This is a genomic window from Nonomuraea wenchangensis (assembly GCF_900111685.1).
Lineage (GTDB): Bacteria > Actinomycetota > Actinomycetes > Streptosporangiales > Streptosporangiaceae > Nonomuraea > Nonomuraea wenchangensis.
This window is the reverse complement of sequence record NZ_FOHX01000007.1, coordinates 131784-145863: the sequence shown is the minus strand read 5'-3', so window position 1 is coordinate 145863 and position 14080 is coordinate 131784. Positions and strand designations below refer to the sequence as shown.

Here is a 14080-nt window from a genome sequence, read left to right as displayed (position 1 = left end):
GCCACGAGCCCGTCGTGATCGGGCACCAAGGACCACGTGCTGGTGGCCAGGCACGAGAACGAGATCTCCGGCACGACGGACGTGGCCGGGCGGCCCGAGTTCGCCGCCCGGCGCGTCACCAGGACCATCGACGGCAGGCCGGTCACCGGCTGGTTCACCGAGGACTTCACGCTGGCCGAGCTGAAGACGCTGACGGCGCGCCCTACGACTGGGTCGCCGCCGGCGCCCCCCGCTCCTACAAGGACCTGGTGACGCCGGACGGCCTGCGCGAGATCGCCGGGTACGCCGACGGCATCGGCGTCGACACCCGGCTCGTGGTGCCGCGCGACGCCGACGACCGTACGCTCGGGCGGGCGACCCGGCGAGCCCGGCCTACCCGCGCGACCGGCGACGTCACGGGCTGGCTGGCCAAGCTGCTGGACGCGGGGATCGACCGGCGCGTTCTGCGACGACCCCGGCACGGCCCGCGCGGTGCTCGCCGAGCGGGCCCGCCACCGGCGCTGACCGGCTCACGTGCGACGCCAGCGCGCCTCGCCGAAGCAGTAAGCGGCGAACAGCAGCAGCCCCAGCGCCACCACCACGAGCAGCCACGGCCCAGCGGGCGTGCCGGCGAACTCGCGCAGCGCCGCGTCGATGCCGCCCGCCTCGTCCGGGTCGAACGTGACCGCCGCCCGGCAGACGAGGATCCCGGCCAGCGCGGCGACCGCACCCCGGGCGACGAACCCGCCGAGGCCGAGGTGGTCCATGACGGCGCGGGCGGGCGCGGGCATGTCCGCCCGGTCGAGCTCCTTCCTGAACCCCTTGGTGAGGCCCTGGCGCACCCAGTACCCGCCGAGCACGACCAGCCCGAGCCCGATCGCGCCCACGATCACCGGCCCGCCGGGCAGCTCGAGCAGCGTCGCCGTGAGGTCTCGGGACTTCTCGTCGTCGGACGACGCCTTCCCCTTCGTCAGCACGCTGATCAGGCTGGCCACGACCAGCGCGTACACCGCGACCCTGGCGACCGCCTCGGCCCGCTCGATCGTCTCCCCGCCCCCGAACAGCGCCTCCGAGACCTGCCACAACGCCAGCGCCACGAACCCGACCATCATGATCCACAGCAGTCCCGCGCCGAAGGGCAGCTCGGCGACCGTCTCGATGGCGCCCGCCTTGTCGGCCTCCTTCGACCGCTCGCCCAGGCCGATCTGCACCGCCACCGCGCCGACCAGCGCGTACAGCACGCCGCGGCAGGCCAGGCCGATGCGCGTCGCCACGTCCATGACGGGGTGGCGGGCCGCTCTTCGCGCCGCGCCGCGTACCTCGTGTCCCGCCGTGCTCATCGTTCCTCCAGGGGGTTCGGAGGACTTACGAAGTGCCCGGAAAACGGCGTTGCAGACCTCCGTACCGGGCGGCGCCGTCGTTACGCTGATCAGGTGAGGACCGACCAGCACGGACTCCCCATCAGCGGCGCGAGCGCCGCCGCGGCCCGCCACTACGACCGCGCGATCGACGAGCTGCTGCACTTCCGGGCCGAGGTCGACGCCGAGGCGAACGCGGCGCTGGAGGAGTCGCCCGGCTTCCCCATGGGTCACGTGCTCGCCGCCTATCTCGGGCTGCTGACCACCGAGGCCGAGGACGCGCGGACGGCGCGGGTGCGCTTCGGCGCCTTCCTCCGGCGCGTGGACGTGACGTCCCTGCCGCCGCGCGAGCGGGCCCACGTCGCGGCCGTACGGGCGCTGCTCGCCGGCGACTTCCTGACCTGCGGGGCGCTGCTCGCCGAGATCACCGCCGAGCATCCGCGCGACGCGCTGGCGCTGATCGCCGGGCACCACGTCGACTTCTTCACCGGCGACGCCCGCTCGCTGCGCGACCGCGTCGGCGGCGCGCTCACCGCCTGGGGTCCCGGCGACCCGCACTACGGGCAGGTGCTCGGCATGTACGCCTTCGGGTTGGAGGAGGCCGGGCACTACGACCGGGCGGAGGAGGTCGGGCTGCGCGCGGTCGAGCTCGACCGGCGCGACGTGTGGGCGATCCACGCGGTGACGCACACGTACGAGATGCGCGGCCGCTTCGGCGACGGGCTGCGCTATCTCGACGCGCGGGTGCCCGACTGGTCCGCCGGTACGTTCCTCAACGTGCACGCCTGGTGGCACTACTGCCTGTTCGCGCTGGAGGCCGGGGACGTGCCGCGGGTGCTGGCGATCTACGACGCGGCGCTTGCCGACGGGCAGTCGTGCATGGAGCTGCTGGACGCCGCCGCCCTGCTGTGGCGGCTCCACCTGGAGGGGTCGGAGCAGCCCGCGCGGTGGCGGGCGCTGGCCGACGCCTGGCGGACGCGGGTGGCCGAGCCGTTCTACGCCTTCAACGACATGCACGCGGTCATGGCGTACGTGGGCGCGGGGCGGCTGGGCGAGGCGGAGAAGCTGATCGCCTCGCGGGAGGCGTACGTGGCCGGGGCGCCGCCCGGTGTCACCAACGTGGACATGACGCTGCGGGTGGGGCTGCCGGTGTGCCGGGCGCTCGTCGCGTTCGGGCGGGGCGACCACCGGGCGGCGCTCGACCTGCTGTACCCGATCAGACACCGGGTCAACGAGGCGGGCGGCAGCCACGCCCAGCGCGACGCGGTGCAGCGGACCCTGCTGGAGGCGGCGCTGCGGGCCGGGGCGCGGGACGTCGCGCGGACGCTGGTGAGCGAGCGGATCGGGGTGCGGCCGTGCAGCCCGTACAACTGGCTGAAGCAGGCGGCCGTGGCGGAGGCGTTCGGCGACCGGGCCGCGGCGGCGGCCGCGCGGACGCGGGCCGGCGAGCTCACCCGCGCCCTCTGACCGGGCGGCTCGACTGAGTCATGACTCAGGGGCAAGGGGTGTGACCGCCGATTCGCAAGGGACTGCCGTGGCCGTCGAGGTCTTCAGGAGGCGGCGTTCGTGAGAAGATCGAGATCATGATCGGTCTGCCAGGCTCGGGTCGTCGCGCTCGCCGTGCCGCCGCGACGGCCACCCCCGTGATCCTCGTGCCCTGCCCAAGGACGCCCGCCGTCACCGACGCCCCACCCGGTCGCGCCATGCGCTCGCGCACCCGGCCCCTGCCGATCACATGCTGACCATGCGCGAAGGCGACCCCCTCACCGGCACCTCCCCCGCGCCCGCCCCCGCCTCCACCTCCGCCGACGAGCAGGGCGCCCCGATCCGCCGGGAGACCGGCCTGCCCCGGCGGGAGACCGTACGCGGCGTCCCCCGCGTCACGCCGGCCTCGCCCGCGGCGCCGGTCACGCCGTCGCCGGACGCCGGCCCCGCGCCGCACGACCAGCGCTTACCGGCCGCGACCCCTGACAGCGGCCGGGCGGAGGACGCCGCGCCGGGGAGCGTCGGGGAGATCCCCGGGCTCCGGCCGCGCCGCCGCCCCAAGGACGGGGGCGAGGTGCCCGGCGCCGACGTGGACCTGGTGGACGCCCTCGACCCGCTCGCCCGCCGTACGGTCTCCGCCTGGCTGTGCGACAAGCCGTCCGCCGCCGCCCGCCAGGTGGCCCTGCAGGTGGTCGCGTCGTTCCTGCGCTGGCTGCAGGTGGCCGAGCCGGGCGTCGAGCTCCTGGCCGTCACCGGCGCCCATCTGGAGGCGTTCTGCGAGGCCGCCCGCACCGGCGGCGTCCCCCGAAGCCCCGGCAGGCCGCTCACCAGCAAGACGGTGAGCCGCAAGCGGGCCGCCCTGATGTCGTTCTACTCCTACGCCTGGCGGTGCGGCGTCGTCCGGCACAACCAGGTCGCCGGCGCCACACCGGCCACGCAGGCCCGCTCGGGCAACGGCCACGCGGTCACCCCGGAGGAACGGCGGCTGCTCCGGGAGGGCGTCGCCCGCCTCGCCGCGGACGGCCGCACCACGGAGGCGGCGGCCGTCGCGCTGCTGGAGCTGACCGGCGCCGCCGTGGAGGCCCTGGCCGGGCTGACCCGGCAGGACGTACGCACCGTGCCCGACGGCACCGCCGGGCAGCCGGCGGTCGTCACCGTCAACCACGGCCGGGACGACGTCGCCGCCTTCCTGGTCACGCCGCTGGCCCGCCCGCTGCTGCGCGTCCTGTGCGCCAGCAGGCCGGCGGGCGAGCCGCTGATCCGCCGCCCGGACGGCCGCGCCCTCGACACCGCCTGGCTGGGCACGGCGCTCACGGCCGCCGCCCGCGCCGGGGGCGTCCCCGAGCACCGCGCCCGCCTGCTCACCCCGGCGATGCTCCGCGCCACGAACGTCACCGACCTGCTGAACACCCGCTAACCCCCTTCCCCGTCCCCTTGCTCCCGGCCCCGCCCCGCCCCAGCCTGAGTTGAGGCGGGGCGCCCGGGCCGGGAGCCGGGCCGGGAATGTCGGTGGGGCCGGGTAGGGTTTCGCCCCATGGATCGGGAACTCACGCTCATGGTCGTCCACGCCCACCCCGACGACGAATGCCTCAGCACCGGCGGCATCCTGGCCCGCTACACCGAGGAGGGCGTCCGCACCGTCCTGGTCACCTGCACCAACGGTGAGCAGGGCGACGGCGAGGGCGGCGTCAAACCGGGCGACGACGGCCACGACGACGCGGCGGTGGCCGCCCGTCGCCTGGCCGAGCTGCGCGAATCGGTCGCCCACCTGGGCATCGACCACCTGGAGCTGCTCGGCTACCGCGACTCCGGCATGGACGGATGGGCGGGCAACGGTCATCCCGACGCGTTCGCCAACGTCCCGGTGGAGGAGGCGGCGGGCAGGCTGGCCGCCCTGATCGAGCGCTACCGGCCGCAGGTCGTCGTGACCTACGACGAGACGGGCGGCGGCGGCTACGGCCACCCCGACCACGTCCAGACGCACCGGATCACCGCGGCGGCCGTCGAGTCGACCGGCATCCCCGACAAGTTCTACTACACCGCGATGCCGCGCTCGGCGATGAAGCAGATGTTCGAGCTGATGCGCGACAGCGGCATGGACGTGGGCGACTTCGAGCTCCCCGACGACTTCGGCACCCCCGACGAGCGGGTCACCACGGTCATCGACGTGGCCCCCTACACCGAGCGCAAGCTCAAGGCGCTGCGGGCCCACGAGAGCCAGGGCGAGAACATCTTCCTGCTGCGCATGCCGGAGGAGACCCAGCAGCGGGCGTTCTCGCACGAGGCGTTCGAGCGGGTGCTGTCCAAGGTCCGGACGCCCACCCACGAGGAAGACCTGTTCACGGGCCTGCGCCACTAACCTGGCCAGGTGCCCGGTAAGGGAAGGCGGGGCGCGGCGCCCGGTCCCAGCTGAGAAAGGCGGCCCGATGATCGCTGTCCTGGGTGAGTGCGTCGCGGACGCCTTCACCACCACCCACCCCTCCACCTCCACTGACGGCAGGGGCGGGGGTGGCGACCGCAGCGGGGGCGGCGGCTACGACGGTGGCAGAGGCGGGCTGGGGTTGCGGGTGCTGCCAGGGGGCGGCCCCGCCAACACCGCCGTGGCGCTGGCCCGGCTCGGCACCCCGGCGCGCTTCCTCGGCCGCCTCTCCGGGGACGTCTTCGGCGGCCTGTTCCGCGAGCATCTGGCGGCTTCCGGCGTGGACCTGTCGGGCTGCGTCGAGGCCGCTGAGCCGAGCACGCTCGCCGTCGCGGCCCTCGACGCTGGCGGAGGGGCCGACTACACCTTCTACGCCGAGGGCGCCGCCGACTGGCAGTGGAGCCGGGACGAGCTGGCCCCGGCCAGACTCGGCGCCGCCACCTGCCTGCACACCGGCTCGCTCGCCCTGGTCAGGGCTCCAGGGCGGGCGGCGGTCGAGGAGTTCGCGCGGGCCGCGTCCAGGCACGCCACGATCTCGGTCGACCCGAACGTCCGCCCCAGCCTCGCCGCCAAGGGCGACTACCAGGTGGCGCGCTGGTGCTCGTGGGCCGACATCCTCAGGCTCAGCGACGACGACCTGGAGTTCCTGCTGCCGGGGGTGTCCCCGGAACACGCCTGCGACACCTGGCACGAGGCGGGAGCCCGCCTGGTGGTCGTCACGCGAGGGGCCGCCGGGGCGCTGGTCTCGCTGAACGGCGAGCGCGCCACCGTACCCGCCCCGAAGGTCGAGGTCGTGGACACGGTCGGCGCGGGCGACTCCTTCACAGCCGGCCTCCTGCACCACCTGCACGCCGGCGGCCACCTCGGCGGGCGACTGGACGGCCTGGACCTGGAGACGGCGGTGGAGGCGGCGGCGTTCGCGGCCCACGTGGCAGCCCTGACCTGCTCGGTCCCCGGCGCCAACCCACCCTGGCCCGCGCAACTGACCGCTCCCCCTGCGCCGCACAACTGACCGGCTGGGGGAGCTGCTCAAGGTCGCCGCGGACCGAGCGGGCGGGCGGGCGAGGGGACGTGCCCGGGCTGGCGGAGGTGGCGGCCCGCAAGGGTTCCAGCCTTCTCGGGTACGAGGCCCGCCGCCTGCACCGCCGACTCATGGCCGGCTGAGATCGGTGGGGGCGGTGCGGCGGCCGTTCCAGACGAACCGGGCCGTCGTCACGGCGTCGTCACCGTCGCCGGTGATGAGCTGGTGGATGGCGATCCCGTCGAGCTCGCGATATTCGCACCATTCGTGGTCGGAGGTCAGCACGAGGTCCAGCCCCAGGTCCACCAGCAGCTCGAAGACCTGGCCGCGGTTCGTCCGGTCCACGCCCACGAACACCTCGTCCAGCAGGATGAACCGGGGGCATCCCGGATCGGTCTGGTAGTGCGCGGCCACGGCGGCGAACAGCGGCAGGTGCAGCGCGATCGCCTTCTCCCCGCCCGACAGCGCGCCGTGCAGCTTCCTGGTGAGGTCCTGCCAGCCCTCGCCGTCGCCGCGGTCGAGCCGGACCGTGAACCGGTGCCAGGAGGTGTAGTCGAGCACCGTCGCGAGCTGGTCCTCCCAGCTCGCCGGGGAGCCGTCGGCCCGAGCCTCCTCCACGCGGTCGCGGAAGAAGGCGTACAGGGTCTCGCGGGCCGTCTCGTCCAGGTCGGCCGGGTCGCGCAGCAGCAGGTCGCGGGCGTTCCGGGTGCCCGCAGGCTGGGCCGGGTCCACCTGCCAGGCCAGCCGGACCGCGAGCCGGGAGGCGGTCCGGACGCGTTCCAGGCGCCGGTTCATGTCCTCGACCAGGGCGGTCGCCTGCCTGATGCGGTCGGCCAGGTGGCGGCGGGCGGCGCCGCTGAGCATGCGGTCGAACAGGTCCCGCTCCGCCTGCCCGCTGCCCGACCGGCGCGCCTCCAGCTCCGCGCGCAGCGCGTCGGCGAGCGCCGCCACGCCGGTCCGCGCGCCGCCGGTGCTCGCGGTGAGCACCTGGACGTCGTCGTCGTCGCGGGCCAGCTCCAGGGTCGCGCGGTGGGCGAGTGCCTCCCTGGCGTGGTGGACGGCGTCCCGCAGGCGGGCCTCGGCCTCCCGGAGGTGGCGCGGCTCGTACGGCACCGCGTCGAGGTGCCCGGCCAGGCGCCGGGCCGCCTCTACCGGCCCCATGGCGGGGGCCGGGGCCGCTTCGGGCGGCAGTGCGGCGTCGTGCGGGAGGTGGCCGGAGGTGAGGCGGTGGAGGTGCGCGCCGGCGGTGTCGTACGCGCGTTCCGCCTCGGCGTGCTTCTCCTCGGCCACGGCCAGCTCGCCCTGGAGGCGGCCGAGGCGGGCGTTGAGGCGGGCCAGGCCCTCGTTGAGCGACTTGACCAGGCGGCGGGAGGAGCGGTGCGCGGCTTGGACGTCGTGGAGCTCTTCCAGCACCCGTAGGCGGCCGGCGTCGTCCCCGCGGCCGGGGGCGGACTCGCCCCTGGTACTGGTACTGGCGGTGGAGTCTGCGACGGGTCTTGTGGTGGACTCGATGGCGGAGAGGCGTTCGGCCAGGGTGACGGCCGAGGCCGCCGCCTCCTCCGCCCGTTCGACGGCGCGTATCGCCAGGTCCTCGTACTCGCGGGCGGTCTCGGCGGCGTACGCGGCCAGCTCGTGGGCGGCGCGGGCGTCGGCGCGGCGCTCGTGCCGTACGGCGGCGGCGGTCTCGGCGGCGCGCAGCGCCTCCTCCAGGCCGTCCAGGTCAGGCAGGGCCGTCGGGAGGGCGTGCGCGGCGGCCTGTTCGGTGACCCGCCGCAGCGCGCTGACGACCTCCGCCTCGCGTCCGCGCAGCCGTTCCTCGCCGGCCTGAAGCCGGTCCTCCAGGAGCGCGGCCTTCGCGACCGCCGCGTCCAGGGCGCGGGCGGCGGCGTCGTACGGCCCGCGATCGGGTCTGCGCCGCAGCTCGGCGGCCAGGGCGTCGCGGTCGCCGGCGAGGACGGCGAGCAGGTGCCCGCACTCGGCGATCAGCCCCGCCACGTCGCCCAGCCGCTCGTCCAGCTCGGCGATGCGGCGGCGGCGGGCCCGTTCGCGGGCGGCGGCGCCGACGTACGAGGGCTCCGGCTTGGCCCACCGGCCGGCGGCGGGGCCGAGCCGCCAGGTGCCGTCCGCGCCGATGACGGCCGGATGGTCGGCGCCCGGCGCGGTGGGCGCGTACGCGACCGCGGCCAGCACCGCCTCCGCCGGGGCCGGGGAGCCGGGCTCGGCGAGCAGCACGTCGGCGAGGCTGGGGCCGGGCGCGGGGCGCGACAGCGCGGTCACGGCGAACGCGTCGTGCTCGTCCGCGGCGAACCCGCCGTCCGGCAGCAGCCACAGGTCGAGCAGTCCCGACGCCTCCAGCGCGGCCTCGACCGCGGCCTGGACGCCGGGGTCGACGCCGGGCCGGAAGCCGACCGCCCGCCACAGCGGCGTTCCCGGACGTCCCTCGCGGGCGGACCTGGGGCGGCTGCGGGGGGCGGGCGGCTCCAGGACGGCCCGCTCGTCGAGGGCGCGGCGTTCCGCGGTCAGCTCGGCCTGCTCCTTCACCAGGTTGTCGCGTACGGTCGTGAGCTGGTGCTCGCGCGCCGCCATCCGTACGGCGGCGCCGATCCTGGCCTCGGTCACCGCCTCGTCGGCGGCGCCGGGGTCGCCGGCGAGGGCGGCGAGACGGCCGGGGTCGAGGCGGAGGTGGAGGCAGCCGGCGGCCCACTCGGCGAGGGCGGCGGCCAGGTCCTTGAGGCGTTCGTCGCACAGGCGGCCGGTGCGTTCGCCGGTCTCGCGGGCGGCGTCGAGCGCGTCCCTGGCCTGGTCGCGGTCCCGTTCGGCGGCGGTGCGCCGGCCGACCGCCTCCTCGTGCGCGAGCGCGGCGGCCCTGACCTCGCGGATCTGCGCGGCCCGGCTGCCCACCGCGACGCGTACCAGCTCGCGTGCCGCCTGCGCCCCTTCCCGTTCGGAGGTGCCTTCGGTGAAGAGGTCGTCGGCGCTGAGCAGGCCGGCTCGCCGCGCGGCGTCGCGGGCCTCGGCGCGGGCCCGGTCGGCCAGCGCCGCCGCGGCGCGGGCGGCCGTGCCGGCGCGGAGCGAGAGGCGTTCCCTGGCCGCCGCCGCCCGGGCCGCCGCGCCCGCCTGGTCGCGCAGCGCCGCCGCCGTCTCGTGGGCGCGCCGCGCCTCCTCGCGCAGCCGGTGCAGGCCGTTCCCGCCGCGGTACGCCTCGCTCTCCTTCAGCCCGTCGATCCGCGCCGCCAGCGCCAGCTCCCGCGCCTCCTCCTCCCCCAGCCGCAGCGTCGCCGCCCGCAGCTCCTCCTCGGCCTCCCGCAGCGCCGCGCGCCGGGCGGCGGCCTCCTCGGCCCGCGCGTCCAGCTCGGCGCGGGTCTCCAGGACGCCGGCGGCGGCCGACCGCAGGACGCGGCGGGCGTAGTCGCGCTGCCGGCCGGCGAGCCGGTCGGTCTCCGCCACGTCCCGGTCGAGCAGCCGCAGCTCCTCGCGTTGCCGTTCCAGCCGCTCGAACCCCTCGGCGAGGTCGCGCAGCTCGTGGTCGCCGAGCGGCGGCAGCGCGCTGGACAGCAGGTCGGACAGCAGGCCGGGGTCGAGGCGTTCGGACAGCTTGGGGGTACGGAGCTGGCGCAGCGCGGTCAGGAGCGCGTCGTAGCGCTGCTCGTTCAGTCCGGGGTAGAGGGCCCGGCGCACCACGGTCCGGTACGTCCCGGCGGACTCGTGCACCGTGCCCGCCTCGCCCAGCTCCTCGGCGAGCTGGAGCCGGGTGAGCGGGTGTCCCTCGTCGCCGGTCAGCCGGATCCCGCCGGGCACGCCGATCCTGGCCCCGGTGAGGGTGAAGTAGGAGGCGGTGACGTTCGTGGTGTGGACGGTGGCCTGGAGCCGGGCGCCGCAGGTGAACCAGCGGCCGTCGGCGTGGCGGAACTCCAGCCACACGAAGCCCGCCCTGGTGACGCCGCCCGCGCCGTCGCCCATGAGGTTCCAGTGCATGGTGCGCTCGGTGCCGCCGAACGTGGACAGCCGGCTCGGCTTGAGGCTCGCGTCCAGCACGTACGGCAGCAGCAGCTCCAGCACCTTGGACTTGCCGCTGCCGTTGGGGCCGCGCAGCAGCAGCCGGCCACGGTGGAACTCGAACACCTCGTCGTAGTAGCGCCAGACGTTGAGTATCCCGGCGCGCTCGGGCGTCCAGCGGGCCTCGCCGCCGCGCGCGGCCCGCGCCTTGGTCAGCTCGGTGACGGTCATGCGTGCTCCACCAAGTCGGCGTGGTCAGGGGCGACGCGGTAGCGGGCGGCGGCGGGCAGGGCGGTGACCCGGTCCCCCGTACGGCGGGCCAGTCCGAAGCGGGCGAGCACCTCCAGCGCGTCGGCGGCCAGGCGGGCGGCGCCGTCCTGCGACTGGTAGGACCTGGCCCACCGGGGGAAACGGCGCAGCAGGCCGGCGGCCTCGTCCGCCAGTCGCGCGGTGGTCAGGGCGCCGCCGGTGATCAGCGGGTCGAGCAGGAGCAGGGCGGCGACCTTGGCAGGGCTGCCGTCGTCGGGGAAGCGGCTGTCGGTGGCGATGGCGTCGGGGTCCACGAGGAGGAAGCCCTCGGCGCGTTCCTCCAGGACGAAACCGGCCTCCTCGGCGGCGCGCCGGATGGTGCGGCGGCCGGTGGGTGAGGCGGCGTAGGCGTACTGGTCGGGGGTGAGATCGTCGTGGTAGACGACCGGCTCGTCGAGGAGGCGGCGGACGAGGGAGTGGCGGGCCCACAGGACGCGCTGGGTCCCGTTCGGCTCGTCCCCGCCGTAACGGGGCTCGGCGGTGAGCGCGGCGAGGTCGGCTGCCTGGAGGGCGGAGGGCGGGACGGGGGTGGTGAGCAGCCGGATCACCAGGGTGGTGTCGGCTCGGTAGAGCACGTCGGCGTCCTGCCCGGTCTCCTCGCCGACGGAGCCGGCGTCGGGGGCGGGGGATTCGTGGAGTGCGGTGAGGGCGCCGTACTGCTGCAGGAGGGCGAGGGCGTCGGCGAACGCGGCCCGCTCCTCCCCCCGTACCGGGTCGAACGGCGGCACGCCGGGCTCGGTGGCGGCGGCCCGCGCGACGCGCCGGGCCAGCAGGCCGACCGTGGTGACGGGCGCGGCTAGCAGTTCGGCCGCGCACAGGCACAGCAGCGTGTAGCGGCGGCGGTCGAACGGGGCCCCGGAGCCGCGCGTACGCCGGGCCGGCCGGGTGGCGTCGGCGCGCGGGGAGACCTTGGCGAGCCGGGCGTACCCATGGCCGGGCTCGACGACCAGCCGCCAGCCGCAGAAGTAGTCGAACCACTGGACGAGCGGCCGGCGGCGCTTCCTGATCAGGTCGAACGCGGCCGGGTCGGCGTGCCGGGACACCAGGGGGCGGCCGAGCAGCGTCCTGACGGCCCGCGCGATCTCCTCCTTCTCGGCCCGGACGAGCTGGTTGGCGCGGCCGGTCACGCCCCTACCGCCCGGCCGTGGGCGGCGGGGGTCGCCTCGCGGCCTTGGCCGGGGGCGCGCAGGTCGATGAGGTAGTCGGGGCCGCGGAAGCGACCCTCCGGGGTACGCAGCTCCGCCACCGCGCCGTCCTCCGGGTCGCGCAGCACGATCTCGATCCGGCCGTCGGCGGTGACGGCGCGGCGGAACCCGGTGGAGTCGGGGGGCTCGGCGAGGGCGCGGCCGAGGAGGTCGAGCAGGCGGCCGAGGCCGTCGTGGTCGAGCTCGCCCAGCCGCGACAGCCGCATCGCCCCGATCCCGGAGGGCCCCGCGCCACCGGCTCCCGCCGCCCCCAGCGCGCTGCCCCCGGACAAACCCGGCCCACCGGCCCCGGACGACGGCGGCCCGTCCGAGGGCGGTGACGCGGGTGCGACGGCGGAGGGTGGGCCGGCGCTGCCGGTGGTGGTCAGGGAGGACCAGGCGGCCTCCAGGGCGGCGCGTTCCCTGGCGGCGCGGGCGCGGCGCTCGGCGCGCAGGGCCGTCACGTCGCGGACCCTGCCGGTGCGCCCCATCCGCTCGGTACGCCCCCGCGACCGCAGCAGCGCCGACACCTCGACCGGCTCCGCCCGCGCCCACGGCACCCCTGCGGGCACCAGCTCGGGGTCGGCGTGCCCGAGGTGCGCGTGCCGGGCGGGGCCGAGCCCGAACGCGGCGTCCCACAGCCGGTGGGCGTCGTCCTCGGTGGGGGCGGCGGCGAACCAGCGGGCCAGCGCGCGGAAGTCGGCGGCGGCGCCGGACGGGCGGCGGCGCGCGGCGGCGATCCGGTCGAGCGACTCCAGCAGCGCGACGACGGCCTGCCGCGCCACGTCGTGCAGCCTGCGCGCTCCGCCGTCCTCGGCCGCGAACCACGCCCGCAGCGCCTCCCACCGCGCCGCCCGCTCCTCCAGCCACGCGGCCACCGGGTCCTGTCCGGCCCGGGGCGGGGGGAGGTCGGCGCCGGCGAGGGCGCGGGTGCGCAGGAGGTCCACGCCGTGCCGGGCGACGGCCTCCAGTGCCTGTGCGACGGCGTCCCGCCGCCGGTCCAGGCCGGTGACGTACTCCTGCAGGTACGCCACCGTCTCCCGCAGGTACACGACATTCGCGTCCGGCTCGGGCCCGCCGGGGCGCAGGAGGCGCCGCAGCCCGGCGGTGAAGCGGGCGGCGTCGGCCCGGAGGCCGTCGAGGTGGCACTCCAGCTCGCGCAGGGCGGTGAAGACCCGCCGGTCGCGTCCGGGGTCGGGGTCGGGGTCGCGGAGCAGGTCGTCGAGCTCGCGCAGGCGTTCGGCGACGGCGTCGAGTACGGCGGTGTGCAGGGCGCCGGAGGACGGCAATGACGAGGGACCGGAGGACGACCCTGACGACGACAGGGCCGCCGTGGCGTGCCGGAGCCCGGCGAGCGCGGCCTCGCCGCGCTCGGTCAGGGCGTACTGGACGCTCTCGCGCTGGTACGCCTCGGCGCTGCCGAAGCCGCTCGCGTGGTCGAAGACGGCGTCGAGCAGCCCCCAGGCGGTGAGCTTGCGGAGCGCGGCGGCGAGGTCCCGTTCCCCGCACGCACCGGCGGGGAGGAGGGTGCGCAGCCCGGCCGGCGTGAGCGCGGTCTCGAGGCGGCCGGCGGCCTCGGCGAAGGCGTGGAGGACCGCGGTGTGCAGGTCCGCCCGTTCCGTCGTGGCGAACCGGAAAAGCTCCGGCGGCATCCTCGGCGGCTCAGCCATCGCCCCGCTCCCCTCGCGCGATTTCCGGACGACGCCACGGTAGCGGTGAACCGCCGCCGGAAGGTCGCGGTTTGCGAGCGGATCACCCGGGTACGGCGGCAGATTGGAAACAACCCAGGAACGCATATCGGAGGGTCGAAATGGCGGAATTCGAGGCATCTCGGGGCATGCCTGCCGAGAGCACGATCGTGTTCGGTGTGGCCTCCGACGTCGCCGTGATGGACCGCTGGTTGCCGCGCGGCCTGCACGTCTCCGACGCGGGCCCCGACCGGGTGGAGGCCGAGGGCGATCTGGTGCCGGGCGAGGGGACCCACGAGGGGCTGTTCCGCGCCCAGGAGGACCAGCTCCGCGTCGAGTGGGGCGGCCGTGACCACCCCGACTACGCCGGCTGGCTGCAGGTGTCCGACTCGGCGAGCGGGACGAGCGAGGTCACGGTGCACATCTCACTGCTGGACGAGCCCGAGGGCGGGGCGCGGTCGGCGGAGGTCCGCGAGCTGCTCGACCGCTCGCTCGACCGGCTGGCCGACGAGGTGAACCGGCGCGTCGAAGGCTCGGGCTGAGCTTCGACTCAGCTCCGGCCGAGCTCTGAAATCCCCTTTTTAGCCGCCCCGCCGGATTTTTCCGATCACTGCTCTTATTCTTGCAAATGATCTAATACA

9 protein-coding genes and 1 pseudogene are annotated in these 14080 nt (G+C 76.2%); 6 read left to right on the top strand and 4 right to left on the bottom strand.

Features of this window, described 5'->3' with window-relative positions; all coding sequences use genetic code 11:
- Positions 1 to 24: 24 nt before the first annotated feature.
- Positions 25 to 198: pseudogene (locus BMW85_RS22260) on the top strand (glycerophosphodiester phosphodiesterase family protein); the annotation flags it as partial.
- Positions 199 to 509: 311 nt separating this feature from the next.
- On the opposite strand, the gene BMW85_RS22255 reads toward BMW85_RS22260, so the two are convergent.
- Entirely contained in the window at positions 510 to 1319 is an 810-nt protein-coding gene (locus tag BMW85_RS22255; RefSeq protein ID WP_091084461.1) for a DUF1206 domain-containing protein, read from the bottom strand.
- Between the two features lie 93 nt (positions 1320 to 1412).
- Between BMW85_RS22255 and BMW85_RS22250 the strand changes: the two genes are divergently transcribed.
- The 4 genes from BMW85_RS22250 (at position 1413) to BMW85_RS22235 (ending at position 6253) form a co-directional block, all read left to right on the top strand.
- Positions 1413 to 2804 (top strand): tetratricopeptide repeat protein, encoded by a 1392-nt coding sequence (locus BMW85_RS22250; RefSeq protein ID WP_091084459.1) that lies wholly within the window; start codon positions 1413 to 1415, stop codon positions 2802 to 2804.
- Between the two features lie 277 nt (positions 2805 to 3081).
- Positions 3082 to 4239: a tyrosine-type recombinase/integrase gene (locus tag BMW85_RS22245; protein ID WP_177240822.1), complete on the top strand. Its 1158-nt coding sequence runs from the start codon at positions 3082 to 3084 to the stop codon at positions 4237 to 4239.
- 117 nt (positions 4240 to 4356) lie between these two features.
- Positions 4357 to 5181, top strand: a complete 825-nt coding sequence (locus BMW85_RS22240) for a PIG-L family deacetylase (RefSeq protein ID WP_091084454.1) — start codon at positions 4357 to 4359, stop codon at positions 5179 to 5181.
- A 67-nt stretch (positions 5182 to 5248) separates the two neighbouring features.
- Positions 5249 to 6253: a carbohydrate kinase family protein gene (locus BMW85_RS22235; RefSeq protein WP_091084451.1), complete on the top strand. Its 1005-nt coding sequence runs from the start codon at positions 5249 to 5251 to the stop codon at positions 6251 to 6253.
- Positions 6254 to 6391: 138 nt separating this feature from the next.
- Here the strand turns inward: BMW85_RS22235 and BMW85_RS22230 are convergent, their stop codons facing one another.
- The 3 genes from BMW85_RS22230 to BMW85_RS50425 are packed head-to-tail and all read right to left on the bottom strand — an operon-like array spanning position 6392 to position 13421.
- Positions 6392 to 10489 (bottom strand): TIGR02680 family protein, encoded by a 4098-nt coding sequence (locus BMW85_RS22230; protein WP_091084448.1) that lies wholly within the window; start codon positions 10487 to 10489, stop codon positions 6392 to 6394.
- Positions 10486 to 11694, bottom strand: coding sequence for a TIGR02678 family protein (locus tag BMW85_RS22225; protein ID WP_091084445.1), 1209 nt, complete (start codon positions 11692 to 11694; stop codon positions 10486 to 10488). The genes BMW85_RS22230 and BMW85_RS22225 overlap by 4 nt, the downstream gene beginning before the upstream one ends.
- Positions 11691 to 13421: a TIGR02677 family protein gene (locus BMW85_RS50425; protein ID WP_218155881.1), complete on the bottom strand. Its 1731-nt coding sequence runs from the start codon at positions 13419 to 13421 to the stop codon at positions 11691 to 11693. The genes BMW85_RS22225 and BMW85_RS50425 overlap by 4 nt, the downstream gene beginning before the upstream one ends.
- A 140-nt stretch (positions 13422 to 13561) precedes the next feature.
- On the opposite strand from BMW85_RS50425, the gene BMW85_RS22215 reads away from it, so the two are divergent.
- Positions 13562 to 13981: an SRPBCC family protein gene (locus BMW85_RS22215; protein WP_091084441.1), complete on the top strand. Its 420-nt coding sequence runs from the start codon at positions 13562 to 13564 to the stop codon at positions 13979 to 13981.
- Positions 13982 to 14080 lie beyond the last annotated feature (99 nt).

Excerpts from the sequence above, each read along its gene's own strand:
- BMW85_RS22255 (WP_091084461.1), bottom strand. The coding sequence starts at position 1,319 with ATGAGCACGGCGGGACACGAGGTACGCGGCGCGGCGCGAAGAGCGGCC.
- BMW85_RS22245 (WP_177240822.1), top strand. The coding sequence starts at position 3,082 with ATGCGCGAAGGCGACCCCCTCACCGGCACCTCCCCCGCGCCCGCCCCC.
- BMW85_RS22240 (WP_091084454.1), top strand. The coding sequence starts at position 4,357 with ATGGATCGGGAACTCACGCTCATGGTCGTCCACGCCCACCCCGACGAC.
- BMW85_RS22235 (WP_091084451.1), top strand. The coding sequence starts at position 5,249 with ATGATCGCTGTCCTGGGTGAGTGCGTCGCGGACGCCTTCACCACCACC.
- BMW85_RS22230 (WP_091084448.1), bottom strand. The coding sequence starts at position 10,489 with ATGACCGTCACCGAGCTGACCAAGGCGCGGGCCGCGCGCGGCGGCGAG.
- BMW85_RS50425 (WP_218155881.1), bottom strand. The coding sequence starts at position 13,421 with ATGGCTGAGCCGCCGAGGATGCCGCCGGAGCTTTTCCGGTTCGCCACG.
- BMW85_RS22215 (WP_091084441.1), top strand. The coding sequence starts at position 13,562 with ATGGCGGAATTCGAGGCATCTCGGGGCATGCCTGCCGAGAGCACGATC.